Annotated in this window: 21 protein-coding genes; 11 read left to right on the forward strand and 10 right to left on the reverse strand. The window is 65.3% G+C overall.

The features are described 5' to 3' along the window. Positions 1 to 3 precede the first annotated feature (3 nt). On the forward strand, positions 4 to 303 hold the full coding sequence (locus VQ044_RS07210) for a hypothetical protein (RefSeq protein WP_327646609.1): 300 nt from the start codon (positions 4 to 6) through the stop codon (positions 301 to 303). Positions 304 to 336: 33 nt separating this feature from the next. Here VQ044_RS07210 and VQ044_RS07215 read toward each other — a convergent pair whose 3' ends face one another. Then, complete coding sequence (locus VQ044_RS07215; protein ID WP_327646610.1) at positions 337 to 2,376, reverse strand: 4Fe-4S binding protein; 2,040 nt, start codon at positions 2,374 to 2,376, stop codon at positions 337 to 339. A 110-nt stretch (positions 2,377 to 2,486) separates the two neighbouring features. On the opposite strand from VQ044_RS07215, the gene VQ044_RS07220 reads away from it, so the two are divergent. Then, the gene (locus VQ044_RS07220; protein ID WP_327623431.1) at positions 2,487 to 3,011 is read left to right on the forward strand and encodes a DUF3305 domain-containing protein; all 525 of its coding nucleotides are present in this window, start codon (positions 2,487 to 2,489) and stop codon (positions 3,009 to 3,011) included. Continuing rightward, positions 3,004 to 3,696, forward strand: a complete 693-nt coding sequence (locus tag VQ044_RS07225; protein ID WP_327623432.1) for a DUF3306 domain-containing protein — start codon at positions 3,004 to 3,006, stop codon at positions 3,694 to 3,696. Before VQ044_RS07220 ends, VQ044_RS07225 begins: the two co-directional genes overlap by 8 nt. A 34-nt stretch (positions 3,697 to 3,730) precedes the next feature. Here VQ044_RS07225 and VQ044_RS07230 read toward each other — a convergent pair whose 3' ends face one another. Further along, positions 3,731 to 4,021 carry a DUF3144 domain-containing protein gene (locus tag VQ044_RS07230; protein WP_327623433.1) on the reverse strand — a complete coding sequence of 97 codons (291 nt, stop codon included), beginning with the start codon at positions 4,019 to 4,021 and terminating at the stop codon, positions 3,731 to 3,733. A 122-nt stretch (positions 4,022 to 4,143) separates the two neighbouring features. Here VQ044_RS07230 and VQ044_RS07235 point away from each other — a divergent pair, with 122 nt between their 5' ends. Further along, positions 4,144 to 5,310 (forward strand): Mrp/NBP35 family ATP-binding protein, encoded by a 1,167-nt coding sequence (locus tag VQ044_RS07235; RefSeq protein WP_327623434.1) that lies wholly within the window; start codon positions 4,144 to 4,146, stop codon positions 5,308 to 5,310. Positions 5,311 to 5,391: 81 nt separating this feature from the next. Here the strand turns inward: VQ044_RS07235 and VQ044_RS07240 are convergent, their stop codons facing one another. Both VQ044_RS07240 and VQ044_RS07245 read right to left on the reverse strand, forming a co-directional pair. Continuing rightward, a complete protein-coding gene (locus tag VQ044_RS07240; protein WP_327646611.1) occupies positions 5,392 to 5,640 on the reverse strand; it encodes a sulfurtransferase TusA family protein in 249 nt (82 codons plus the stop codon). A 44-nt stretch (positions 5,641 to 5,684) separates the two neighbouring features. Further along, positions 5,685 to 6,941, reverse strand: coding sequence for a molybdopterin molybdotransferase MoeA (locus tag VQ044_RS07245; protein ID WP_327646612.1), 1,257 nt, complete (start codon positions 6,939 to 6,941; stop codon positions 5,685 to 5,687). 157 nt (positions 6,942 to 7,098) lie between these two features. On the opposite strand from VQ044_RS07245, the gene VQ044_RS07250 reads away from it, so the two are divergent. Both VQ044_RS07250 and mobA read left to right on the forward strand, forming a co-directional pair. Further along, entirely contained in the window at positions 7,099 to 7,992 is an 894-nt protein-coding gene (locus tag VQ044_RS07250; protein ID WP_327646613.1) for a formate dehydrogenase accessory sulfurtransferase FdhD, read from the forward strand. Then, on the forward strand, positions 7,982 to 8,611 hold the full coding sequence (mobA, locus tag VQ044_RS07255; protein ID WP_327646614.1) for a molybdenum cofactor guanylyltransferase MobA: 630 nt from the start codon (positions 7,982 to 7,984) through the stop codon (positions 8,609 to 8,611). The genes VQ044_RS07250 and mobA overlap by 11 nt, the downstream gene beginning before the upstream one ends. Before the next feature lie 3 nt (positions 8,612 to 8,614). Here the strand turns inward: mobA and VQ044_RS07260 are convergent, their stop codons facing one another. The 4 genes from VQ044_RS07260 to VQ044_RS07275 form a co-directional block, all read right to left on the reverse strand. Then, on the reverse strand, positions 8,615 to 10,585 hold the full coding sequence (locus tag VQ044_RS07260; RefSeq protein WP_327646615.1) for a molybdopterin biosynthesis protein: 1,971 nt from the start codon (positions 10,583 to 10,585) through the stop codon (positions 8,615 to 8,617). Continuing rightward, a complete protein-coding gene (locus tag VQ044_RS07265) occupies positions 10,582 to 11,709 on the reverse strand; it encodes a molybdopterin-binding protein (protein WP_327646616.1) in 1,128 nt (375 codons plus the stop codon). The genes VQ044_RS07260 and VQ044_RS07265 overlap by 4 nt, the downstream gene beginning before the upstream one ends. Positions 11,710 to 11,863: 154 nt before the next feature. Then, entirely contained in the window at positions 11,864 to 12,634 is a 771-nt protein-coding gene (locus VQ044_RS07270) for an SDR family oxidoreductase (protein ID WP_327623440.1), read from the reverse strand. A gap of 14 nt (positions 12,635 to 12,648) precedes the next feature. Beyond that, positions 12,649 to 13,362 carry a GntR family transcriptional regulator gene (locus VQ044_RS07275; RefSeq protein WP_327646617.1) on the reverse strand — a complete coding sequence of 238 codons (714 nt, stop codon included), beginning with the start codon at positions 13,360 to 13,362 and terminating at the stop codon, positions 12,649 to 12,651. Positions 13,363 to 13,545: 183 nt separating this feature from the next. On the opposite strand from VQ044_RS07275, the gene VQ044_RS07280 reads away from it, so the two are divergent. The 5 genes from VQ044_RS07280 (at position 13,546) to VQ044_RS07300 (ending at position 20,204) form a co-directional block, all read left to right on the forward strand. Then, positions 13,546 to 14,805, forward strand: coding sequence for an ABC transporter substrate-binding protein (locus tag VQ044_RS07280; RefSeq protein WP_327646618.1), 1,260 nt, complete (start codon positions 13,546 to 13,548; stop codon positions 14,803 to 14,805). Positions 14,806 to 14,897: 92 nt separating this feature from the next. Beyond that, entirely contained in the window at positions 14,898 to 15,770 is an 873-nt protein-coding gene (locus VQ044_RS07285; RefSeq protein WP_327646636.1) for a branched-chain amino acid ABC transporter permease, read from the forward strand. A 9-nt stretch (positions 15,771 to 15,779) separates the two neighbouring features. After that, complete coding sequence (locus tag VQ044_RS07290) at positions 15,780 to 18,299, forward strand: branched-chain amino acid ABC transporter ATP-binding protein/permease (protein WP_327646619.1); 2,520 nt, start codon at positions 15,780 to 15,782, stop codon at positions 18,297 to 18,299. A gap of 16 nt (positions 18,300 to 18,315) precedes the next feature. Further along, on the forward strand, positions 18,316 to 19,263 hold the full coding sequence (locus VQ044_RS07295; RefSeq protein WP_327646620.1) for a 3-hydroxyacyl-CoA dehydrogenase: 948 nt from the start codon (positions 18,316 to 18,318) through the stop codon (positions 19,261 to 19,263). Positions 19,264 to 19,274: 11 nt separating this feature from the next. Beyond that, positions 19,275 to 20,204 carry a 3-keto-5-aminohexanoate cleavage protein gene (locus tag VQ044_RS07300; RefSeq protein ID WP_327623445.1) on the forward strand — a complete coding sequence of 310 codons (930 nt, stop codon included), beginning with the start codon at positions 19,275 to 19,277 and terminating at the stop codon, positions 20,202 to 20,204. 30 nt (positions 20,205 to 20,234) lie between these two features. On the opposite strand, the gene VQ044_RS07305 is transcribed toward VQ044_RS07300, so the two are convergent. Continuing rightward, a complete protein-coding gene (locus VQ044_RS07305) occupies positions 20,235 to 22,007 on the reverse strand; it encodes a DEAD/DEAH box helicase (protein WP_327646621.1) in 1,773 nt (590 codons plus the stop codon). 169 nt (positions 22,008 to 22,176) lie between these two features. After that, positions 22,177 to 22,548 carry a response regulator gene (locus VQ044_RS07310; RefSeq protein WP_327646622.1) on the reverse strand — a complete coding sequence of 124 codons (372 nt, stop codon included), beginning with the start codon at positions 22,546 to 22,548 and terminating at the stop codon, positions 22,177 to 22,179.

A 22,548-nucleotide genomic window follows, 5' to 3' on the forward strand; every position in this document is an offset into this window, starting at 1 on the left:
GATATGACGACCTCATCGACAAAGATCGTGAATACCCCGTGGATGCGGCTCGTGGCGTTGCTGCTCGCGGTCCTGCTCGCAATCGGTGCCTATTTCCTCTGGCTGAACACCGAGGGATGGGTGTCGACCGTCGGAGAACGGGCCGAGCGACTTCAGAAACTGACCGTCTCCGACGAGGTAGCCGCCTGTATCGACAAACGGAGCGCCGATATCGACGCGATGGTCGAGCAAGGTATGATCAGCGCGGACGCCGCCGAGCAGTCCCGCTCGCAGGCGCGCTCGCTCTGCTACGACCGCAACTGAGGAATCCCGAGGCGCACCAACCTGCGGTTGATATCAGTCCTCGCTGAAGAAATCGTCGATCGACAGTCCGCGCTTGCCGGCCTCGAGATAATCGTCGGTGGTGCGAATTCGGGACCGGTGGGCGATCGCGAAGGGATCGCCACCGTCGGCGGCCAGGGCTTCGAGCCGACAGCTTTCGCACATCTGCAACAGCGCGACACGCTCCTCGCTCTGGAACATCCAGTGCTTGCCGCCGAGTTTCTCCTTGACCTTGTCAAGCATGCCGCGCGCCGCGAATGGTGTGCCGCAGCGGATGCATTCGGCCGGCTCGTCCTCGTTCAACGTCACTGGCTGCATGACGGTCGGCGCGAAATTATAGCGCGGCTCCAACGAAATCGCCGTCTCCGGGCAGGTGGCCGCGCAGATGCCGCACTGGACGCAGGCCGATTCGACAAACCGCAATTGCGGCTTGTCAGGATTGTCGCGCAGCGCGTCGGCGGGACAGGCCGAGACGCAGGCCATGCACAGCGTGCAGCGTTCCTGGTCGACGTTGATCGCGCCATAGGGGGCGGATTCGGGCAGCTGGATGAGGTCGGACTCCGCATGCCCCGCCTTGGCGAGGATCGCGATGGCGGCCCGTGCCACCTCCCGCTTGCCGCCCACCGGCGCAAAAGCCGTACGCGCGATTTCCGCTGCGGGTTGCAGGTCGTACAGAGCCGATTCCACGAGATCGGGATCGCCTGCGTCGAGGACCAGGACGCGACCGTCTCCGAGCGCCATCCCGCCGGTCAATGCGTCGATAAGAGTGATTTCCTCGTTCAGCGCATCCAACTCGCCCGCCTTACGCGGATCGACCAGCACCACCAGAGAGCGGAACCCGGTGGCCAGCGCCGAGGCCATCAGATCATGTCCGACGCCGGTAGCCGAGTGCAGTTCGAGCGGAATGACGTTGGCCGGCAGGCCGCGGCCGAGCCGCGCCATGGCATTGATCAGCGACGCGCCATGTCCGCGATCGTGAACCAAGAGGACCGGCGATTTTCCACCTGCGGCGAGATAGGTCTGCGCCAGCGTCTGGACGCGCTCGACCAGTTGGGTGCGCGCCGGATAATCGTAGGAGACGGCGCCCGTCGGGCAATGGGCGGCGCAATTGCCGCAACCACCGCAGATATCGGCGTCGATCAGGACCTCGTCGCCCGCCGGCGTGATCGCGCTCGGCGGACAATTGTCGATGCATTTCGTGCAGCCGGTCTTTTTCGACCGCTCATGGGCGCAGATCGAGGCGTCGTAGGAGACATAGATCGGCTTTTCGAACTCGCCCTCATAGGCGCTCGCCTCGAAAACGGCGCGCATGACGGCGGCCGGATCACGCGGCTCAGCTCGGAAGTAGCCGTCGCGACCCGTCGGCCGCGGAAACAGGGCGGCGTCGCCGGTCATGTCGAACAGGACGCTGCAATTTGATTTGGCGCCATCGCGGGCGAGGCCGAACTGCGGCTCGCCGCGCGAAGAGGGCAGCATCGCCGCATAGCCATCGACGACGACGTCGAACGCGCCGAGCGAGCCATGCGCCATGGAGACCTTGCCGCGGAACACGGGAAAATCGAGAACGGCCGGCAGCAGAATATCGTCGGCTCCGGTCAGGAGCAGCGTGACCGAAAGGGACCGATTGAGCATCGCGGCGGCGTCGAAGGCCGCCTGCCCCTCGCCCATGACGAGGCACAACCCGTCGCTGGCGATGGTGCGCAGACGGGCCGGCTTGATCGGCAGGGAGGCAGCGGCGATCAGCGCGGCCATCTTCGGCGCTGTCGTCGTCTTGTCCGTCGTCCAGCCGGCGGTCTCGCGAATATTGACGAAGGCCGCGACCTCGCGTCCTCCCTCTTCCGCGACTTCGGCAAAGAGCGGGCTTTCCTGTGTACACGCGACGACAATTTCGTCGCCGGACTCCAGTGCGCCTTCGAAAACGCCGATCTGGCTGCGACAAAGATTGGTATGAACGGTCAGTTCCGTCTCGCCAAACGCGCGCGCAATGGCTTTCCCATCCATTTTCATGGACTTCTCGCAATTGCAGATCAGGACCCGTTTACTCTTTGCAGACATGGCTTCTCCCTTGTGAGCGAGCCTTAACACGTTATTCTATCGGCGGAAGCGCGCAAATGCGCCCGTCTCATACGAAAGGATGACCCTGTTTGGCCCGGGAGTTGACGATCATGTTGGGAGTGCTCGCCGAGAAGCGGCGATCGGTCTCGAAATGGGCGAAGGAGTACTGGATTCCGGTCGGTGTGACGCCCGCTTCCGGGAACTTTTCGGCCGGCGATGAACTTCTGCGCGACGACACCATGACCCGCTATTTCATGGGCGTCCACAATCTCACATGCCACGCCGCCGACACCGAGGCCTATGTCCATAATTTCAACAGCCAGACACCGGCCTTATTCGTCATCTTGCGGCGCTCTGAGGACGATACCCACCCATTGCCGTGGTTTGTCCATTCGGTGACCGCCTCGCCCTATCTGGCGCAGGACTACGACGACAGCGCCGAGGACATCGTCGAGCGGGTCGCGATGCCGCCTGAAATTGCCGGGGCGATCATGGATTTCGTCGATCGCTATCACAAGGAAGAGGTGTTCAAGAAGCGGCGGCGCGACAAGCTCGATACGGACGCGCACAAATTCGGCCAGGAGCCGATCTTCCTTCATCGCGAGCGACCGGCTGGAGGCAAGTACGATGGTTGACGACGCCGGCAAGACAGAAGGCTTCTTGTCGCGCTGGTCGCGGCGCAAGCGCGAGCCCGACGAGATCGAACCGGCGGTAGAAATCGCGCCCGACGATGTCACGCCGGTCGTCGAAGCCGACTCGCCCGATCCGGAAGCGGAGGAGAACCGCATCGCCGCCGAAGCGGTCGACATCGATTCGCTGGTTCAGGGCGACGATTTTTCGCTCTTCCTTAGGCGCGGCGTTCCAGAGCTTTTGCGCAAGCAAGCCTTGCGGAAGCTATGGCGAACCAATCCCGTTTTCGCCAATCTCGACGGTCTTAACGACTATGACGAGGATTTCCGCAATCCCGCGCACAATGCCTACAAGTCCCTCTGGCAGGTCGGGCGCGGTTTTCTGAGCGTCGAAGAGCAGGAGATTCAGCAGGCGACCGGCCGCATGTCGCGCGACGTCATGGTTGACGAGCCGGTCGCCGGTGAAGCCGATCCCGTGGAGGAGATGCGCGACGCCGAAGCTCCAACGATTGCTGGCGACGAAGAAGGCGCAACGGCGGCGTCAACGGGCGAAGAAGAACCGCCCGTCGAGATCGCCATCGAAAGCGATGAGGCGGATGAACTCGCGTTCGCGCCTGTGCAATCTATCGAGCCGGAAGAGGCGGAACAGCCGCGACGGCGCGTGTCTATACGCAGCCGCCTGGAGGGGTAGGACTGAGGCTTCGGGGCCTCGGTCGGCCCTCCATTCACACGTCCGGATCGGCCAGATGTGTCCGCAGCATTTCCTTGTAGATGCCCGCCATTTCCTCGACGTACACCTCGTGGTCTGCGACATCGCGGACATTGCGCCCGACATGGGCATTGTAGCGCGCCGCGGCATAGAGAAAGGCCATGTGAATGTCAGTCGCGGGGACCTTGCGATTGGCGCGGTTGGCGACATCGATGAATCGGTCGGCCAGCCTGACGAACGCCTCCGGGCTACTGGTTTCCAGCGGTTCGCTCGCTTGCCCTTGCGTGCCATTTCCCTGCGACGGCATATCCGTGTCTCCTCCTGGCGCGTCCCGGCGGTCGGCATTATCTGCAATCACGAAGCGCGATTGGCCGCGCACCGCATTTGCCGTATGTGACGGTCCAGACTTCCATAACAGCGAGAGTTCAGTTGGCAATCAGCAAGGACAACATTCTGGAGCAGCTCAAGCGGGTCAAGGGACCCGACCTGAGCGGTAACATCGTCGATCTCGGCCTGGTCTCGGAAATTTTCCTCGCCGACGGCAAGGCGTTCTTTTCGCTGACGGTCCCGGCCGACCGTGCCGAGGAACTGGAGCCTCTGCGCGCCGCCGCCGAAAAGGCGGCGATGAACGCCGAGGGCGTCGAGAAGGCGGTCGTCGCGCTGACCGCCGAGCGCAGCGGCTCCTCCTCCGCGTCGGCTGTGCGTCCGGCACCGAGCGCCCAGCAAGCCGCCGCCGTGCCCCCGCCAATGGCGGCCCACGCCGCTCACGCCAGACCAACCCCGCCGGCAAAGGCCGGAGTTCCCGGCATCGGCGCGATCATCGCCGTCGCCTCGGGCAAAGGTGGCGTCGGCAAGTCGACCACTTCGGTCAATCTGGCCCTCGGCCTTCAGGCGAACGGGTTGAAGGTCGGCATTCTGGATGCCGACATCTACGGTCCCTCCATGCCCCGTCTGCTGCATATTTCCGGCAGGCCGCAGACGGTGTCCGGCCGCATTCTCAAGCCGATGGAGGGCTACGGCCTGAAGGTCATGTCGATGGGTTTCCTCGTCGATGAGGAAACCCCGATGATCTGGCGCGGGCCAATGGTCATCTCCGCGCTGACCCAGATGCTGCGCGAAGTCGAATGGGGCGAACTCGACGTGCTCGTCGTCGATATGCCGCCCGGCACCGGCGATGCCCAGCTGACCATGGCCCAAAACGTGCCGCTGGCCGGCGCGGTCATCGTCTCGACGCCGCAGGATCTTGCTCTGATCGACGCGCGCAAGGGCCTCGCCATGTTCCGAAAGGTCGATGTCCCGATCCTCGGCATCGTCGAGAATATGAGCTATTTCATCTGCCCGAGTTGCGGCAGCCAGCATGACATTTTCGGCCATGGCGGAGCGCGCAAGGAAGCGACACGAATCGGTGCGCCGTTCCTCGGCGAAGTGCCCCTCGACATGGCCATCCGCGAGACGTCCGACGGCGGCACGCCGATCGTCGTTTCCGATCCGGACGGCGCACATGCGAAAATCTATCGGGAGATCGCCGAGAAGGCATGGACCAGGGTGTTGGAGGAGCGCCAGATGAGCGGCGGGCCGTCGATCGTCTTCGAGTAAGGCCTCCGCGCGGCGCCTGAGCTGAGCCGGGCCGGGCCGGAAGCGGGCAAACCCCCGTCCGACCGGTTCGGTTTTCGCGCCCTACCCCGGTACAGCGGCTTCCTGGCGCTTTTCGATCAGGAAAACCACGCGGTCTTTGCCCCGATTGGTGATCTCGACGCTATCGCCGGTCTCGCGGATCAGATTCGGGATGTCGATCGTCGCCAGCGGATCACTGCAATGGACTTCGAGGCGATCGCCCGCGGCGAGACCGCCGAGCGCCTTGCGGGTTTTCAGGGCCGGCCAGGGGCATTTCAGACCGACGAGATCGAGTTTGGTTGTAACGGGCATGGCGGGCAAGTTGGCCGAGGCGGCCGGCGTCGTCAATCGCTTTGTCAGTAGAGGCTCGAATAGGGAATGAAGCCCACGATATCGCCCTGCTGGATCTGCGTCACGTCCTCGGCAAGCTCGATGAGCCCGTCCGTCTCGACCAGCGACGACAGCAGGCCGGCACCCTCGCGGGGAAACTTCACGGCTTCCACCGATCCATTTGCGGCAGGGCGCAGGTTGACACGCACATATTCGCGGCGGTCCTTTTTCTTCTTATAGGAAAACGCTGTCCGGACCGGCGTCGAGACGATCGGCTTGCGCCCGGCTCCGGAAAGCGCCAAAATCGCCGGTCGCGCGATATAGGCGAAGGTGACGAAGCTCGCCACCGGATTGCCCGGCAGCCCAATGAACGGCGTCCCGTCAATAACGCCCATCGCCACCGGGCGTCCCGGCTTGATCGCGACGCGCCAGAACACCAGCGACCCAGCGCTTTCCACTGCGTCTTTGACGAAATCCGCCTCCCCTGTCGACACACCACCGGAGGTCAGGATCAGATCGTGCGCCGATGACGCCTTCCTCAGTGTGTCCGTGATCGCGGCCCGATCATCCGGCAGAATACCCAGGTCGGTGATCGCACAGCCGAGCCGCCCGAGCATCGCCATCAGCATGAACCGGTTGGAATCGAAAAGCTGCGTCGGTCCACGCGGTGTACCGGCGGCGACGATCTCGTTGCCGGTCGAGAACACCGCGACGCGGACACGGCGGCTGACGTCTACCCGGATCTCACCCAGCGCGGCAGCGAGGGCGATGTCCTGGGGACGCAGGCGACGGCCGGCTTTCAAGACGACCGCCCCCGCTTCGACGTCCTCGCCCACGGGCCGCATATTGGCGCCGATCGTCAGACCGGCGGGAAGGGTCACCTCGCCGGAATCGCCGAGCCGCACATCCTCCTGCATAAAGACCGTATCGGCGCCGGCCGGCATCGGCGCACCGGTGAATATCCGCACGGCCTCACCGGGCGCTACGGTGACCCTCGCCCCCGAACCCGCCTGAATCCGTCCGCTGACCTGAAAGCCGCGCTCCCCTGTCGCCGGAAGGTCGACGCCACGCATGGCATAGCCGTCGACCGCGGAATTGGCATAAGGCGGCAACGCTATCGACGCGATCAGGTCACGGGCGAGAATCCGTCGGTCCGCGTCACAGAGTGGAATCGATTCGGTTTCCGCAAGCGGTAGCACCCGCGATGTGATCAGTGCGACCGTCTCGGCCACCGTCATCATCGGTCTGCCGAATGCGAAGCAATCGTCCGAAAGTTGAGCCATCGTCTAAAACCCGTATTCGTCGCGCCATCGCCGGGAATGACCGGGCGCCCTGTAATGCGCACTATATGACATGGTAACAACACTCTAACCTTATGCCGCAATCTTCCGCGGCCGGCGACGCCGCCCACTCACATCATAGACTGGCAATAGGAACACCATGCAGGAATTGAAGGATCGCGCCTCGGTCGGCGTCGTCATGCCGGATCCCGGCAATTCGCGCCTGACGGAGCGGGTGACGGGCATCGACCAGACCGGCGCGCCGGTGGAACTCAGCGTCCCCGTCGAGCGCGCCCTGACGCTCTATCTCAACGCCCAGGAGATCGTCACGATGATGACGATCAACGACTATCCGGATTATCTGGCGCTCGGCTATCTGTTGAACCAGAACATGCTGAAGCCTGACGATGTGGTCACCAGCGTCGAATATGACGAGGATCTCGAGGTGGTGGTCGTCAGGACCGAGCGCGGCACCAATTACGAGCAAAAGCTGAAAAAGCGGACCCTGACATCGGGATGCGCGCAGGGCACCGCATTCGGCGACCTGATGGAGGCGCTGGATGACATCGAGCTGCCGACCGCGGAGCTCCGCACCTCGTGGCTCTACGCGATGACGAAAACGATCAACACGACCCCCTCGCTGTATCTGGAAGCCGGAGCGATCCACGGCTGCGTCCTTTGCGTGAAGGGCGAGCCGGTCTGCTACATGGAGGATGTCGGGCGGCACAACGCAGTCGACAAGATCGCCGGCTGGATGTTCAGCCACAAGATCGATGCGGCGGACAAAATCCTCTACACCACCGGCCGGCTCACCTCGGAAATGACAATCAAGACCGTGCGGATGGGCATCCCGATCCTGGTTTCGCGCTCCGGCTTCACCGCCTGGGGCGTGGCGCTGGCGCGGCAGGTCGGCCTGACGCTGGTCGGCCGTGCGCGGGGCAAGCGTTTCGCGGCGCTGTCGGGCGATGACCGGATCGTCTTTGACCAGGACATCGCGACCGTCGAGGACGAACCCTCGCGCAGCAAGCGAAAAGGCGCCGGCTATGACGAGTGATGCGACATTGCCGATCGGCGTCATCCTCGCCGGCGGTTTGGCGCGGCGTATGGGCGGCGGCGACAAGCCGATGCGGGCGATCGGCGGACGCACCATCCTGTCGCATGTCGTCGATCGCCTCGCGCCGCAATGCGCCGAACTGATCCTCAACGCCAATGGCGACCCGGCCCGCTTTGCGGCCTTCGACCTGCCGGTGGTCGCCGATACACTCGAAGACTTCCCCGGACCGCTCGCCGGCATTCTGGCGGCGCTCGACTGGACCGCGGAGAATCGGCCCGGCGCCGCATGGGTCGTAAGCGTGGCGGGCGATTGTCCGTTCCTGCCGCGCGATCTCGTTGCCAGTCTTGAGGAGGCTCGGGAGGCCGAGAACGCCGACCTAGCGGTCGCCGCGTCCGGAGGCTGGTCGCATCCGGTGATCGGTCTTTGGAAGGTGGCGTTGCGCGACGAATTGCGCGACGCCCTTGTCCGCGAGGACATGCGCAAGATCGACCGATGGACGGCGCGCTATCGCCTGGCGACGGTCGCCTGGCCGAACGAGCCGGTCGATCCCTTCTTCAACGCCAATACGGTCGAGGATCTTGGCGAAGCCGAGACTCTGGCGGCTCTGCTTCCCGATTGACAATCAGGCGGGCCGGAAACCCGCCTGTTTCAACGCCTCGCGGCCTTCCGGAGCGTGGAGCGCCGACAAGAACGCCTGGACCGCGCTCCGCTGCTTCCGCGCCGAGACCAGCACGAAATCGTAAGACTCCTCGGTGAGCGGGATGAAGCCGAGCCCCGCTGCTGTCGCCACCGGCTCGATCGTCACGCCCCAGTCGGCACGCTTCTGCGCGATGGCGGCCGCCACCGCGTTGTGCGAGCGCGGCTGGTTCCAGTAGCCGCCCGGGCGGTGCTGGCCCAGCAGCCGGTCGATCAGAATGCGCGTACCCGCGCCCTGATTGCGGTTGACCATTAGGCATCCCGGATCCGCGAGTGCGTTGGCAACGGCCTCGTTCGCGCCAGCGCCCTCGAAACGCGGGTCGCCGATGCGAAACGCAACCCCCTGCATGCGCCGCCAGCCGGGAACCAGTTCCAGACCTTCGACCAGGAACGGCGTGTTGTAACTGTCGGTTTCAGGATCATAGAGGTGGATCGGCGCAAGATCACACTCGCCGCGCTTGGCCGCAGCAAGGCCGCCCAGACTGCCGACCGCGAGGGAGCGGACCGTCAGCCCGTCGCGGGCCAGCGGCGCCAGGATCGGGTCGAGGCCGGTACAGTGGCTGCCGATGATGACCAGATCGGGAATCCGCACATGCGGCGTGAACAGCGTGACCTCGGCTTGCGCCCCCGCGGGCAGATGGTCGGCCAGCGCTTCGATGCGCAGAAACCCGTCCGCCTGGGAAAACGACGTGATGGCGCCCGATCCCTTGCCGGTCGGATAGGCGACCAGCCCATCGCCGCCTTCGATCAGCGATACCATCGCGAATTCAGTGCGTCCGAGCTCGGAGGCGATCCGCACGGGAACGCGCGCTGATACCCGCGTCTCGGCGCGCGGTGGCAGCCCGGCCATGCGCCGCAGGATCGGCGCGATCATGTCGTGAAAGGTGAACATCGCGGATGTCGGGAACCCCGGCAGGATCACCACCGGCTTGTCGTCGCAGACCGCCAGACAAAGCGGCTTTCCCGGCTTCAGCGCGACGCCATGCGCGATGATCCCCGGTTCGCCCAGCCTACCGACGATGCGATGGCTGACGTCGCCGGCACCCTTCGAGGTGCCGCCGGACAGGATGACCATGTCGTGGGTTTCCAGCGCCGCGCGCATCGCGGCCTCCAGCTTGTCCTCGTCGTCGGGAAACGCGCCAAGGAAATCCGGCACCCCGCCGTTCTCGAAAATCGCCGCGGCGACGATCGCGCCGTTGGTATCGTAGACCGACGCTGGACCGAGCGGCTGTCCCGGCTGCACGAGTTCGTCGCCGGTCGACAGGACCGCCACCTTGACCTTCTGCACCGTCTCGACGCGGGCAATCCCACAGGCGGCGAGCATACCGATTTCGCGCGAGCCGATGCTGATCCCGGCACGCAGCAGCAATTCGCCGCGCGCGATGTCCGAGCCCGCATAGGAAATGAACTGGCCGGCCGAGGCGGCGCGGCGGACTTCGACCGCTCCGTCTTCAAGGGGCTGCGTGTGCTCGACCATGACGATCGCGTCGGCCCCGCGCGGAACCATCCCGCCCGTCGAGATCGGCGTGGCCGTGCCGCTGGGCACTGGCAATTTCGGAGCAATGCCGCAAGCGAGCGTTTCGGGATTGAGAGCCAGACGCGCAGGCTTGGCCTGGCCGCAGGTCGCCAGATCACCCGACTGCACCGCGAACCCGTCGACATTGGACCGATCGAACGACGGCACGTCGACGGGCGAGACGATATCGGCCGCAAGCACTCGGCCCAGAACGTCCTGAAGCGCGCATTGCTCTCTCGCCAACGCGCGCGGGAATACAGCCGCTTCGAATCGTTGAAACGCCTCTTCGCGTGACAGGATCGACAGGAACTGCTCCTGCTCCACGCCCCCGCTGCGGGCGGTGGTCGGGGCGTTCGACGCGATTGTGAAATTCTTCGTCATGGCTCCTCATGGAGAGAAAATCCGGCAACCGGCGTACCAGCGGCATGGCCTTCGCTCATCGCGGGAATCAGGCACCATGCGTCGGCCGACACAAGCTGCGCCGGCGACAGGGCGCCGACCGAAAGCGGCGTCCAGGCGCGTTCCGTCTGCTTCAGTAAAACGATCTCCGTGACTCCGATTCCCGACGATATCTTACGCGCCAGCGGCATGGATACCGGGTCTCGCCGTCTCGCTCCAGTCAACACGCGAAGAATCGGCTCGACAAGGGCCAGCCAGACCGCCAGCCCCTGATCCGGCTGCCCCGGCAAGGCGATCACCGGAATATGCCCGGCCCTGCCGAAGGCGGCGGTGCGCCCAGGTTGCAGCGCGATCCCGTGGGCGAAGCGTTCGCCGGCCTGAGCAATGGCGGCCGCCGTGTGGTCGTTCCGGCCCGCGCCCGTTCCACCGACGAGGACGATCAGGTCCGCAGGTTCGTCCAGAATGCCGTTCGCGGTGGAGGCCACATCGCGCTTGCACGAGACGCGCGCGACATCGGCGCCTGCCGCTCTGGCCCGCGCCGCGGCGAAATCGGCGGTGAGGCGCGCGGCATGGGCGGATTCCAGATCGATCAGGCGGACCAACGGCCGCCGCACGGGTAAACTCGCGAAACCGCCCCGCCGCGCGCAAAGAATGTCGAAGGCAGAGATCCTGCGCCCAGGGGTTGCCGGCAACTGCCCCACCGCGATGTCCTCGCCGGCGCGGCGCAGACCCTGTCCCGGAATGGCGTCGGTGAGGACCTGGACGAGCGGCCCTTGCGTATCGACCCCGTGAGCGTCGACAACGCAGTCGCATCCGTCCGGCAGGGCGTCGCCAACCTCGACCCAGACCGGGGGAACCGCCGGAACCGCGGGCGCGAAAGACGAGGCGCCGATCAGATCCCGCGCCACCAGTGCCCAGCCGTCGACCGCCGCTTCATCGCGCGGCGGACAGGCGTGCGCAGCCGGTGCGGGCTCCGCGGCGATCGCGCCGATCGCGTCATCAAGCCGCAGATCGACCGGCGCGACTGGCGCCAGCCCATCCAACAGCCAGTCCCGGACCACATCGAAAGCGGCCAGAGCCCCGCAGGTTTCCTCGAAAGACGTCATTTTCCCCGCGTCTCAGATAGCGACCCGCCCCATATAACAGCGATCGTTTGCAGGCATATCCCAATCAACGGCGATTTCCGGAAAGCGCGGACGGAGGACGTGGGCGGTCGGTTCGAGACAGGGCGCCGTCGGTGTCTGGCCCGAAGCTCAGGCGTCAGACCATCATCTGCGCGTCGCCGTCGATGCTCAGGGCCTGTCCGGAAATACTCGAACCTTGCGCAGATGCCAGGAACACCGCCATCGCCGCGAGGTGCTGCGGCGGAATGAGCTTTCTGAGCGACGTCACCGCGAGAGCCGCCGCCTCGACCTCCTCGTAACTCTTGCCGAGCGCGGCCGCCTTGTTGGCGAACACCGATTGGATGCGCGGTCCATCGACGGAGCCGGGCAGGATCGCGTTGACGCGAATGCCGAACTCGCCGAGCTCGATGGCCAACGACTTGGTGAAGCCGACGACGGCCCATTTCGACGCGGCGTAGGGAGTGCGCATGGAAAACCCCAGCCGCCCCGCCAGCGACGCCAAGTTGACGATACTGGCGTTCGAACTCCGCTTGAGCAGCGGCACGGCCAGCCGGGTGCAGTTGAACTGGCCGGTGATGTTGACGTTAAGGGTCTGGTCCCACGCCTCGGGATCGATGCCCTCGACCCGCCCCGTCGGCCCGGCGATGCCGGCATTGTTGACCAGAACGTCGAGCCCCCCGAGCGTCTTCTCCACTTCCGCGAACAGCCGCGCAACATCGCCGCGATCCGAGACGTCGGCCCGGCTGGCGGTGACGCCCTCGAGGTCGGTTCCGGCCCCCTCCCCGTCGCTGATGTCGCAGTAATGCACGCGCGCGCCCCCGGCCTGGAAGGCTCGCACCATCTCCAGCCCGATGCCCGACGCGCCCGCCGTCACCAACACCCGCAAACCGGTAATGTCCGATACCATCGTCACTCTCGTTCTCAGATTGAGGCAGACGGCAGATTGCCGTTCGCCAGGATGAAATCCGCCGCGTCCCGGATATCCGCCGCCACGGCGGCGCGGGCCTCATCGGCCTGCCTTGCCTTCAGCGCCGCGATGAGCCGGGCATGGTGCTTGTGGGCCTCGACCTCTTTCAGCCGGCGCCCGCTAGCGCGCAGATCGAGGTTGATGACCGGCCCGACCTGCAGCCACAACCCATCGATGATCTGCTGCAATTGCGGCATGCCCGCCGCCGCATAGACGGCGAAATGCAACTCCTTGTTGGCCTTCAGCGCGACCGCCCCGTCGGGGTCGCGGTGCCGGCTCTCGGCGGCAAAGCGTTCGTGATGGGCGCAGGCGACGGCGATCTGCGCGGCGTCGGCCCGTTCCGCCGCGAACTGAGCGGCGAGACCTTCCACTTCCATGCGGATGATCGTCAATTCGCCGAACCGCTCGCGGGTCATGATCGGCACCCGGATCGCCCGATTCGGCAGGATTTCCAGCGCCCCTTCCGCCGATAGCCGGCCGACCGCCTCGCGCACCGGCATCGGGCTGGTGCCGACCGCCTCGGCCAGGCCACGCAGCGTGAACTTCTCGCCGGGCGCCACCTGCCCCGCCAGAATCAGCTCCCGCAGATCCCGGTAGACGTGCTCACCGAGCGTCACCCGCGACACCCGCAGCACCTTGTCGGCGATACCCGTCTCGACGACGCTCATGAAATAAATTCCTCGTTCACCAACCTTACCGCTGGACTCAGACACGAAAGCACGTTTTCCTAGATGTGTCATGTGTGATCACAAATGACAATCTGAGTGAAGGGGCAGCAGGCCGTCCCCGCGGGTCCCGCGGATCACGAGCCGAGGGAGCCCCTTCAGACGGATCCATTGGGAGGAAGAAGAATGTCCAGTTCGCATATCCGGCCCCACCGCAGACAGGTCATCAAGGGAATCGGCACGGCGGCACTCGTCGCCGGTCTCGGAACACCCTTTATCGCCCGGGCACAAAGCGAGGTCGTCAAGATCGGCCATTTAACGCCGCTGACCGGCTTTCTCGGGCCCCTCGGCGAATACGCCCAGCTCGGCGTCCAGCTGGCGGTCGAGGAACTCAACGCCGCGGGCGGCATCGACGGCCGCCAGATCGAGCTCCTGATGGAGGACAGCGTCAATCCGGCCACGGCGTCGACCAAGGCCGAGCGCTATATCACCCGCGACAACGTCGCCTGCATCATCGGCGAAATCAGCTCGGCGTCCGGCCTCGCGATCGCGCAGGTCGTCGAACGGAACAAGAAGCTGTTCTTCAACACCGGCTGCAACTCCGATGCCCTGCGCGGCAGCGACTGCAGCCGCTACATGTTCCACGTCGAGGCGTCGAACTCCCAATATGTGAAGGGTGTCGGCTCCGCCTTCCTGCGCGACGGCCTCATCGACGGCAAGAAAATCTACTTCCTCACCGCCGACTACGCCTACGGCCAGGATCTTTCCCGCGTCGGCAAGAACTTTATCGAGGCCAACAACGGCACGGTCGCATGGGAGGATCTGGTTCCGACCGACGCCACCGATTTCAGCGCCTACATCCTGAAGATCCGGCAGGCGAAACCCGATCTCATCATCTCCAACCTCGCCGGAAATCAGATCACCAATTTCGTCAAGCAGTATACCGAGTACGGCCTCGACTTTCCCTATGGCGGTTTCGGCTTCGACACCGCCGTCGCCTGGGGCGCCGGCAAGGGCAATTTCGGTGGCGAATGGCCGGTAGTCTGGCATCACAAGCTGGAGAATCCCGGCGCGCAGGCTTTCGTCCAGGCCTTCACCGCCAAATGGGGCAAACCGCCAGACAACCAGGCCTGGGGCGATTATCTCGCCACCAAGCTGGTCGCGCAGGCGATGACCGAGACCAAATCGACCGAGACCGATGCCGTGTTGGAATATTTCGAGGGCGAGCCGAAGCTCGACATCCTGAAGGCGCGCGAGGGCTATTTCCGCAAGCGCGACCACCAGCTCATCCAGGAAATGTACACAATGACGGCCAAGCCACTCGACCAGCTGGAGGACGAGTGGGATCTGATGCTGCTCGGCGCGGCGGTGCCGGGCGAAGGCGACGATCTGGAGGCGATCGCGCCGACCGAGGCCGAGAACGCCTGTAGCTTCGACGCCGCATAGGTTCGTCGTATCGGGTTCGTCGGCGCGGCGCCGCTCGTCGCGCCGACGGGTTTTGAAGTCTTCCGATCATCGCTGAGGGTCGTACCTTGCCCCTGGAAGCCATCTTTGTCCTCGAACAGGTCGTCAACGGCCTGTTCGTCGGCGTCAATTATCTGCTGATCGCACTCGGCCTGTCGCTGATCTTTTCGCTCGGCGGCATCGTCAATCTGGCGCATGGCGGTTTCTACGCGATCGGCGCCTATCTGGTCGTCCTGCTGTTCGACACACTCGGTTATTCCGCCTTCGTGGCCGCGCCACTCTTGGTGGCCGTTATCGGCGTGGGGGTCGAACGGGTGTTCCTGCGGCCTTTCTACAAGGCCGATCCGGCGTTGAGCCTGCTGCTGACCTTCGGGCTTGCCATGGTCATCGAGCAGTCGCTCCGCATGATCTTCGGCGCGAGCCCCCGTCCCTTTTCGATCCCGCAATTTCTCAGCGGCCAGATCTTTATCGGCGACTTCATCTATTCGCGCTATCGCTTCGCCATCCTGATCGTCGCCACCGCCGCCGTAGCAGGCCTCTGGCTGCTCCTGCAGCGAACGCCGTTCGGCCGGATCGTGCGGGCCGGCATCCAGGCGCCCGACATGGTCGGCGCGCTCGGCATTTCCCTGAAGCCGTATCTCACCGCCGTCGCGGCCCTCGGCCTCGGCCTCGCCGGACTGGCCGGAACGATGATGGCCCCCATTACCGGCATTCACCCGGCCATGGGAGCCGAGATTCTCATCCCCGCTTTCGTGGTCGTGGTGATCGGTGGGCTAGGGTCGTTCTGGGGCGTGATCGTCGCGGCGCTCCTCGTCGGAGTGGTCCGGGGGCTGACCATCTATTTCTATCCGCCGGCCGCCGAAGCCTCGATGTACATTTTGATGCTGCTCGTGCTGCTCGTCAGGCCTCGCGGCCTGTTCGGCGAGCGGATCGCCAGGTTCGAGTAGGGCGCTCCCATGCTGTCACGGTCTCTCAACATCGTCATCGCATTGACGGCGCTTGTCGTCCTGCCATTCTTCATGGAAGCGATAGGCCTGACGGTCGATTCCGCCATCGACGTCATCGTCCTTGCCACTGCCGCGCTCGCCCTGAATCTTCTGTTCGGCTACACCGGGCTGATCTCCTTCGGCAACGGGCTGTGGTTCGGCATCGGCGTCTACGCCGCCGCGCTGGCCCATCTCCACTGGTTTCCCGACCAGATGCTGCTGCCCGCGCTGATCTCGATCGCCACCGTTGCGGTCATGGCCACCGTCCTCGGGTTCCTCATCTTGCGGCGCAAGGGCGTCTATTTTTCGCTTCTGACCCTGGCTCTCACGGCCCTCGGCTACGCCATCGCATTTCGCTGGACGGAGGTGACCGGCGGTGAAAACGGCCTCGGCGGCATTACCCGCCCGGCCCCGTTCGGCCTCTCGACGGTGAACAGCGACTCCTATTACGTGCTCGCCGCCATCGTGGTCTTCGCCGTATTCTTCGGACTGCAGCGCTTCGTCCGCTCGCCGATCGGCACGGTTCTCGTCGCGATCCGGGAAAACGAGGAGCGGGCGCGCTTCCTCGGCTACGCGACACCGTCCTACAAGCTGATCTGTTTCGTCGTCTCGGCGACTGTCACCGCCCTTGCCGGCGTCCTGTTTCTCTTCCATCACCGCTTCGCTTCGGCCGACCCCGTGTCGCCGGCCTTTTCCGGCGAACTCCTCGCGATGGTGCTGATCGGCGGCTCGCGCAGCTTCCTCGGCCCAGCCCTCGGCGCGCTGTTCTACGTCCTGTTCCGCGAATTCCTGTCGCAATGGACCGGCGATTGGCTGTTCTATTTCGGCCTGCTCTTCGTCGGTTTCATCATGTTCTCGCCCTCCGGTCTCGTCGGCGTGGCCGGGCGCATCATCGGCCCGTTCCTGCCGAAGCGCACGGGCGCCGCCGCGATGGCCAACCGCAGCATCGCCGAGGGCGAACCGCTCCCCGCCTTTCTGCGCCGCAAGGATGCCGACCGCGAGCCGCTGCTTCGCGTCGCCGGGTTGGCCAAGAATTTTGGCTCCGTCCAGGCGGTGCGCGACGCAAGCTTCATCGTCCGCAATCGAACCCTGCATGCGCTGATCGGTCCCAACGGCGCCGGCAAGACCAGTGCGTTCAACCTCATCTCCGGCATGTTCGCGCCCAGTCGCGGCAAGGTGACCCTTGGCGATGAGAGCATTGCGGGCCTGCCGCCCGAGGCCGTGTGCCGCCGGGGTCTGGCCCGCTCGTTCCAGATCACCAATCTCTTCCCGACCCTCAGCGTCGAGGAGAACTTGCGACTGGGTGTCCAGGCGACCCACGCCAGCCGGTTCAATCCGTGGATCGGCGCGAAAGGGATCACGGCGATCAATCAGGAGACCGCGGAGATCATCCGTTTTCTCGGCGTCCGCGGCATGGAGACGGCCGAGGCCGGCGCGCTGTCCTATGGCGGACAGCGGGTGCTCGACATGGGACTCGCCATCACCTCGAAGCCGCGCATGCTGCTGCTGGACGAGCCACTGGCGGGCCTGGCCGCGGCAGAGCGCGAACGGATCGGCCGTCTGATTCGCCAGATCGCCGACGACATCCCGGTGCTCCTGGTCGAACATGACATCGACCGCGTCTTCGACCTGGCGGATGCGGTTACCGTGATGAATGGCGGCGAGGTCCTCGTCGACGGAAGCGCGGAAGAGGTTCGCACCGACAAGCGCGTGCAGGACATCTATATCGGCTCGGGCGTCGCCGCGCTTGCCGCGCGCGAACTGGTCTCGGCCGCCCGGCCGGAACTGCTGCTCGGCCTCAAGGGGATCGACACCTTCTACGGCAAGAGCCAGATCCTTTCGGACGTCTCGCTGGACGTCCATCACGGCGAGATCGTCGCTCTGCTCGACCGTAATGGGGCGGGCAAGACCACCTTGCTGAAGACCTTGATCGGCATCGCTCCGCCCGCGACGGGCGAGGCGACCTTGGCTGGCGAGAACATCGCAGGCCTTGCCTCCGCCGAAATCGCGCGCCGTGGGGTTGGATACGTCCCGCAGGGCCGGGGACTGTTTTCCGGCATGTCGGTGCGCCAGAACCTCGAATTGGGACGCCTGCGGCGGCTGACCGGCAATGGCCGCCACTGGACCGAGGAACGGGTGCTCGAATTCTTTCCGCGGCTTCGCGAACGGCTCGACATCGATGCCGACCGCCTGTCGGGCGGCGAACAACAGATGGTCGCGGTAGCCCGCGCGCTCGTCGGCGACACCCGGCTGTTGCTGCTGGACGAACCCTTCGAGGGATTGTCCCCGGCGATCACCGAAGAGCTGTTCGATGCCTTCGACAAGCTGCGCAGCGAGGTTTCGATCCTGATCGTCGATCATCATCTCGATCTCGTGCTCAATCTCGCCGATCGGGTGACAGTGCTCGAACGCGGTCGCGTCGTGCATGAAGGACCCGCCCGGCCGCTGGCGCGCGATCTCGATCTGCGCCGGGAGGTCCTTTGGCTCTGAACGGCAGGGAGAATCCATGACTAAGATCGCCATCGTCGGCTGCGGCCTGATCGGCCGCGCCTGGGCCATCACCTTCGCCCGGGCCGGCCACGACATCGCGCTGTTCGACCGCCAGGACGGCGCTCCCGAAAGCGCGCGGGCCTATATCGCCGAAATCCTGCCGTCATTGGCCGAATTCGACCTGTTGAACGGCGCGAAGCCAGAAGCCGTGCTTCGCCGCATCGATCTGGCGACCTCCCTGCCCGCCGCGCTCGACGGCGCGGTGCATGTGCAGGAGAACACGCCCGAAGATCTCACGATCAAGCGCGCCGTCTTCAGCGAACTGGAAGAGCATGCAGACGCCGACGCGGTGCTTGCCTCGTCGACCTCGGCGATCCTGCCGTCCTTGTTCAGCGAGCATCTTCGCACCCGCGAGCGCTGTCTGGTCGCCCATCCGATCAACCCGCCCTATCTCGTACCGGCCGTGGAAGTCGTTCCGGCGCCCTGGACCAGCGCCGACGCGCGCGATCGGACCGCGAGTTTGATGCGCGAGGCCGGCCAGTCGCCGATCGTGATGAAGCGCGAGATCGACGGCTTCGTCATGAACCGCATGCAGGGGGCGTTGCTCGAAGAAGCGTTTCGCCTCGTTCATGACGGCTTTGCCGATCCAGAGGACGTCGACATCGGCATTCGGGAAGGCTTGGCGCTACGCTGGAGTTTCATGGGGCCGTTCGAGACCATCGACCTCAACGCCCCCGGCGGCGTCCGCGACTACGTGACGCGCTACCAAGGCATCTACGAAACCATCGCGCCATCGCAGCGCCGGCGCGTCGATTGGGCCGGCCCGGTTATCGAGACGGTCGAAAAGGACCGCCGCGAGCGCTTGCCTGAAGACGAGTTAGGCGCCCGGCAGCAATGGCGTGACCGGCGCCTGATGGCCCTTGCCGCGCACAAGCGGCAATCCGACCGCGACATCAAATCCTGAAGGAGACGGCTATGGCCCAACGCAAAGTCATCATCACCTGCGCCGTCACCGGCGCAATCCACACGCCGACCATGTCGCCGCATCTGCCGATCACGCCGGATGAGATCGTCACCGATGCCGTGGCCGCCGCCGAAGCCGGCGCGGCGATCCTGCATCTCCACGCCCGCGATCCTGAGACCGGCAAGCCGGATCAGACGGTCGAGGCTTTCGCGCGCTTCCTGCCGCGCATCAAGCAACAGACCGGGGCGGTCATCAACATCACCTCCGGCGGCAGCCCCTACATGAAGGTCGAAGAACGCATCCTGCCGGCGGCGCGGTTCAAGCCGGAGGTCGCATCCCTCAACATGGGGTCGATGAATTTCGGCCTGTTTCACCTGCTCGACAAATACAAGGAGTTCCAGCATCCGTGGGAGAAGGAACACCTCGCCAACACGCGCGATCTCGTCTTCCGCAACACCTTCAAGGACATCGAGTACATCCTAGAGACCTGCTACGATAACGGCACGCGCTTCGAGTTCGAGTGCTACGACATCGGGCATCTCTACAATCTGAAGCATTTCCTCGACCGGGGTCTGGTGAAGCCGCCGCTGTTCGTGCAGTCCGTCTTCGGCCTGCTCGGCGGGATCGGGCCGCACCCGGAAGACGTCATGCACATGAAGCGGACGGCCGACCGGCTGTTCGGGGATCAGTATCGCTGGTCGGTACTCGGCGCCGGCCGTCACCAACTGGCCATCGCCGCACAGGCCGCGGCGATGGGTGGAAATATCCGCGTCGGACTGGAGGACTCGCTATGGGCCGGTGCCGGCAAGCTGGCGACCTCGAATGCCGATCAGGTTCGCCTGGCCCGCTCCATCATCGAGGGCCTGGGGCTGGACGTGGCCTCGCCCGACGAAGCCCGCGAAATCCTGCAGCTCAAGGGCGGCGACAAGGTCGACATCTGATCCCTGCACCCGCCCGGGACGGCCTGGCGTTCAGACCTTCGGGCGTTTGGGGCGGCGCGGCTTGCCCTGGGGCTTATCCGAGGTTGGGGCGCCGTCCTGGCGCTTGCCTTGATAGGGCTTCTTGCCGCGCGGCTTGCCCGACGGCCCCCTGCCCGCGCGCGCTCCGCCATCGCCGGGTGAATCGGTCATCGAGATCGTGATGTCGTCGCCGTCGCTGACCTCGGCCGCGGCGGCGAATTTTTTGGCGACACTCTCGCTGATCTCGACCTTGGTCTCGCGGTCGAAGATCTTGATCGCACCGATCTCTTCGCGGGTGATCTTGCCGCGCCGGCACAGCAGCGGCAGAATCCATTTTGGATCGGCATTGTTGCGCCGGCCGACATCCATGTGGAACCACACCGTGGGGCCGCCGCGCACGTGCTCCTTGCCGCGCCCCGGCGTTCGGTCACGACCGGCCGCGTAGTCCTTGCCGGCCTTCGGATCGGGGCCGAAGCCGGGATCGAAGACGTCCTCCGGCGACGGCAGGCGCGAACGATAGAGCCGCGCCAATGCCGCAGCGATCTCTTCGGGCGATCGTGTCGCCAGCAAATTGCGGGCGGCGGCCAGATCGTCCTCGCTGGCTTCCTGGGTCAGGATCGGATCGGACAACAGCCGCTGTTCGTCCAGCCGGCGAATGTCGTCGGCGGAGGGGGCCCCGCCCCATGTCGCCTGGATCCGGGCCTCGGCCAGAAGCCGCTCGGCTTTGCGGCGTCGCGAAATCGGCACCAGCAGCACCGACACGCCCTTGCGGCCGGCGCGGCCGGTTCGGCCGCTGCGGTGTTGCAGGGTTTCGGCGTCGCTCGGCAGATCCGCGTGGACGACGAGGCCGAGGCTCGGCAGATCGATGCCCCGCGCCGCGACGTCGGTGGCCACGCAAACCCGCGCCCGCCCGTCACGCAACGCCTGCATGGCCTGATTGCGCTCGCTCTGGCCAAGTTCGCCGGACAGCGTCACGGCCGAGAAGCCGCGCTCCAAAAGTCCCGAAGAGAGATGGCGCACCGCCTCACGCGTGTTGCAGAAGACGATCGCGCTCGGCGCGTCTGCCAGACGCAGCACATTGACGATCGCGTGCTCCATCTCGTTCGGCGCGATGCGGATGGCGCGATACTCGATATCCACATGGCCGGCGGCACCGCGCGTCGCCTCGATGCGCAGCGCGTCGCGCTGATAGCGCTTGGCCATGGTGGTGATCGTCTTCGGCAGGGTCGCCGAGAACAGCAAGGTGCGGCGCTCGCGCGGCGTCGCCTCGAGCAGGAATTCCAGATCCTCGCGGAAGCCGAGATTGAGCATCTCGTCCGCCTCGTCCAGGACAAGGGCCTTGAGCCCGCCGATCCGCAGCGCGCCGCGCTCCAGATGATCGCGCAGGCGGCCGGGCGTTCCCACCACGATGTGGACACCATGGGCCAGCTTCCGTTTTTCGGCACGCGGGTCCATGCCGCCTACACAGGTCACGATCTGCGCGCCGGTTTGCGCATAGAGCCAGGTCAGCTCGGTGGTGACCTGCATCGCCAATTCGCGCGTCGGCGCGACGATCAGCGCCAGCGGCTCGCCGGCCGGCCCCAGCCGCTCCGCGTCACCGAGCAGCGTCGAGGCGATCGCCAGGCCATAGGCGATGGTCTTGCCCGATCCGGTCTGCGCCGAGACGAGGAGATCGCGCTCTGCCGCCTCCGTCTCCAGAACCGCATCCTGGACGGGCGTCGGGTCTTCGTAGCCGCGTTCCGCGAGAGCGCGGGCCAGCGGGGGGCTCGTTGGGCGAAACGCCATGGGGCAGTCCTTGCATAGTGTCGGTCGCGGCATCGCATGGAGCATGCGACGTGCGCCCCGGCGCGTTTGCGCGCTTTGCTATGGCACAGGCCGTTACCAGGCTCAATCGACGCGGTATTCGCTCTTCCGCACAATCAGGCAGGAAGCGGCCGGCTCTCGGACGATGCGATCAGCTCAGATAGCGCTTGACGTCCTCAGCCAGCGACATTGGATCGAACGGCTTGGCGATCAGGCCGGCCGCCCCGAGCGAGAGAAAGCGCTCGACCTCGTAGCTCTGGGTTCTGGCGGTGATGAACACGACCGGGCACGAGGCCGTCCTGTCGTCGCTCCGGAGGGCCTTGAGGGTTTCGGGACCGTCCATTCCAGGCATCATCACGTCGAGCAGGATGAGGTCGGGCTGCCACGCCGGCGCCGCCATGAGCGCATCGGCCCCGGAGGAACAGGTTCTCACCTCGAATGCCGGATCCAGCTCCAGCGACATTTCCGCGACTTCGCGGATATCCGCCTCGTCATCGACATAAAGGATACGGTATTTCGACAT

Origin of the sequence: Aurantimonas sp. C2-5-R2 (assembly GCF_036549495.1) — a bacterium.
Taxonomy (GTDB): domain Bacteria; phylum Pseudomonadota; class Alphaproteobacteria; order Rhizobiales; family Rhizobiaceae; genus Aurantimonas; species Aurantimonas coralicida_A.

What these genes read in the sequence shown, in the direction of transcription:
- VQ044_RS07210 (WP_327646609.1), top strand. Translation starts at nt 4, where the DNA reads ATGACGACCTCATCGACAAAGATCGTGAATACCCCGTGGATGCGGCTC.
- VQ044_RS07215 (WP_327646610.1), bottom strand. Translation starts at nt 2,376, where the DNA reads ATGTCTGCAAAGAGTAAACGGGTCCTGATCTGCAATTGCGAGAAGTCC.
- VQ044_RS07220 (WP_327623431.1), top strand. Translation starts at nt 2,487, where the DNA reads ATGTTGGGAGTGCTCGCCGAGAAGCGGCGATCGGTCTCGAAATGGGCG.
- VQ044_RS07225 (WP_327623432.1), top strand. Translation starts at nt 3,004, where the DNA reads ATGGTTGACGACGCCGGCAAGACAGAAGGCTTCTTGTCGCGCTGGTCG.
- VQ044_RS07230 (WP_327623433.1), bottom strand. Translation starts at nt 4,021, where the DNA reads ATGCCGTCGCAGGGAAATGGCACGCAAGGGCAAGCGAGCGAACCGCTG.
- VQ044_RS07240 (WP_327646611.1), bottom strand. Translation starts at nt 5,640, where the DNA reads ATGCCCGTTACAACCAAACTCGATCTCGTCGGTCTGAAATGCCCCTGG.
- VQ044_RS07245 (WP_327646612.1), bottom strand. Translation starts at nt 6,941, where the DNA reads ATGGCTCAACTTTCGGACGATTGCTTCGCATTCGGCAGACCGATGATG.
- VQ044_RS07250 (WP_327646613.1), top strand. Translation starts at nt 7,099, where the DNA reads ATGCAGGAATTGAAGGATCGCGCCTCGGTCGGCGTCGTCATGCCGGAT.
- mobA (WP_327646614.1), top strand. Translation starts at nt 7,982, where the DNA reads ATGACGAGTGATGCGACATTGCCGATCGGCGTCATCCTCGCCGGCGGT.
- VQ044_RS07260 (WP_327646615.1), bottom strand. Translation starts at nt 10,585, where the DNA reads ATGACGAAGAATTTCACAATCGCGTCGAACGCCCCGACCACCGCCCGC.
- VQ044_RS07265 (WP_327646616.1), bottom strand. Translation starts at nt 11,709, where the DNA reads ATGACGTCTTTCGAGGAAACCTGCGGGGCTCTGGCCGCTTTCGATGTG.
- VQ044_RS07270 (WP_327623440.1), bottom strand. Translation starts at nt 12,634, where the DNA reads ATGGTATCGGACATTACCGGTTTGCGGGTGTTGGTGACGGCGGGCGCG.
- VQ044_RS07275 (WP_327646617.1), bottom strand. Translation starts at nt 13,362, where the DNA reads ATGAGCGTCGTCGAGACGGGTATCGCCGACAAGGTGCTGCGGGTGTCG.
- VQ044_RS07280 (WP_327646618.1), top strand. Translation starts at nt 13,546, where the DNA reads ATGTCCAGTTCGCATATCCGGCCCCACCGCAGACAGGTCATCAAGGGA.
- VQ044_RS07290 (WP_327646619.1), top strand. Translation starts at nt 15,780, where the DNA reads ATGCTGTCACGGTCTCTCAACATCGTCATCGCATTGACGGCGCTTGTC.
- VQ044_RS07295 (WP_327646620.1), top strand. Translation starts at nt 18,316, where the DNA reads ATGACTAAGATCGCCATCGTCGGCTGCGGCCTGATCGGCCGCGCCTGG.
- VQ044_RS07300 (WP_327623445.1), top strand. Translation starts at nt 19,275, where the DNA reads ATGGCCCAACGCAAAGTCATCATCACCTGCGCCGTCACCGGCGCAATC.
- VQ044_RS07305 (WP_327646621.1), bottom strand. Translation starts at nt 22,007, where the DNA reads ATGGCGTTTCGCCCAACGAGCCCCCCGCTGGCCCGCGCTCTCGCGGAA.
- VQ044_RS07310 (WP_327646622.1), bottom strand. Translation starts at nt 22,548, where the DNA reads ATGTCGAAATACCGTATCCTTTATGTCGATGACGAGGCGGATATCCGC.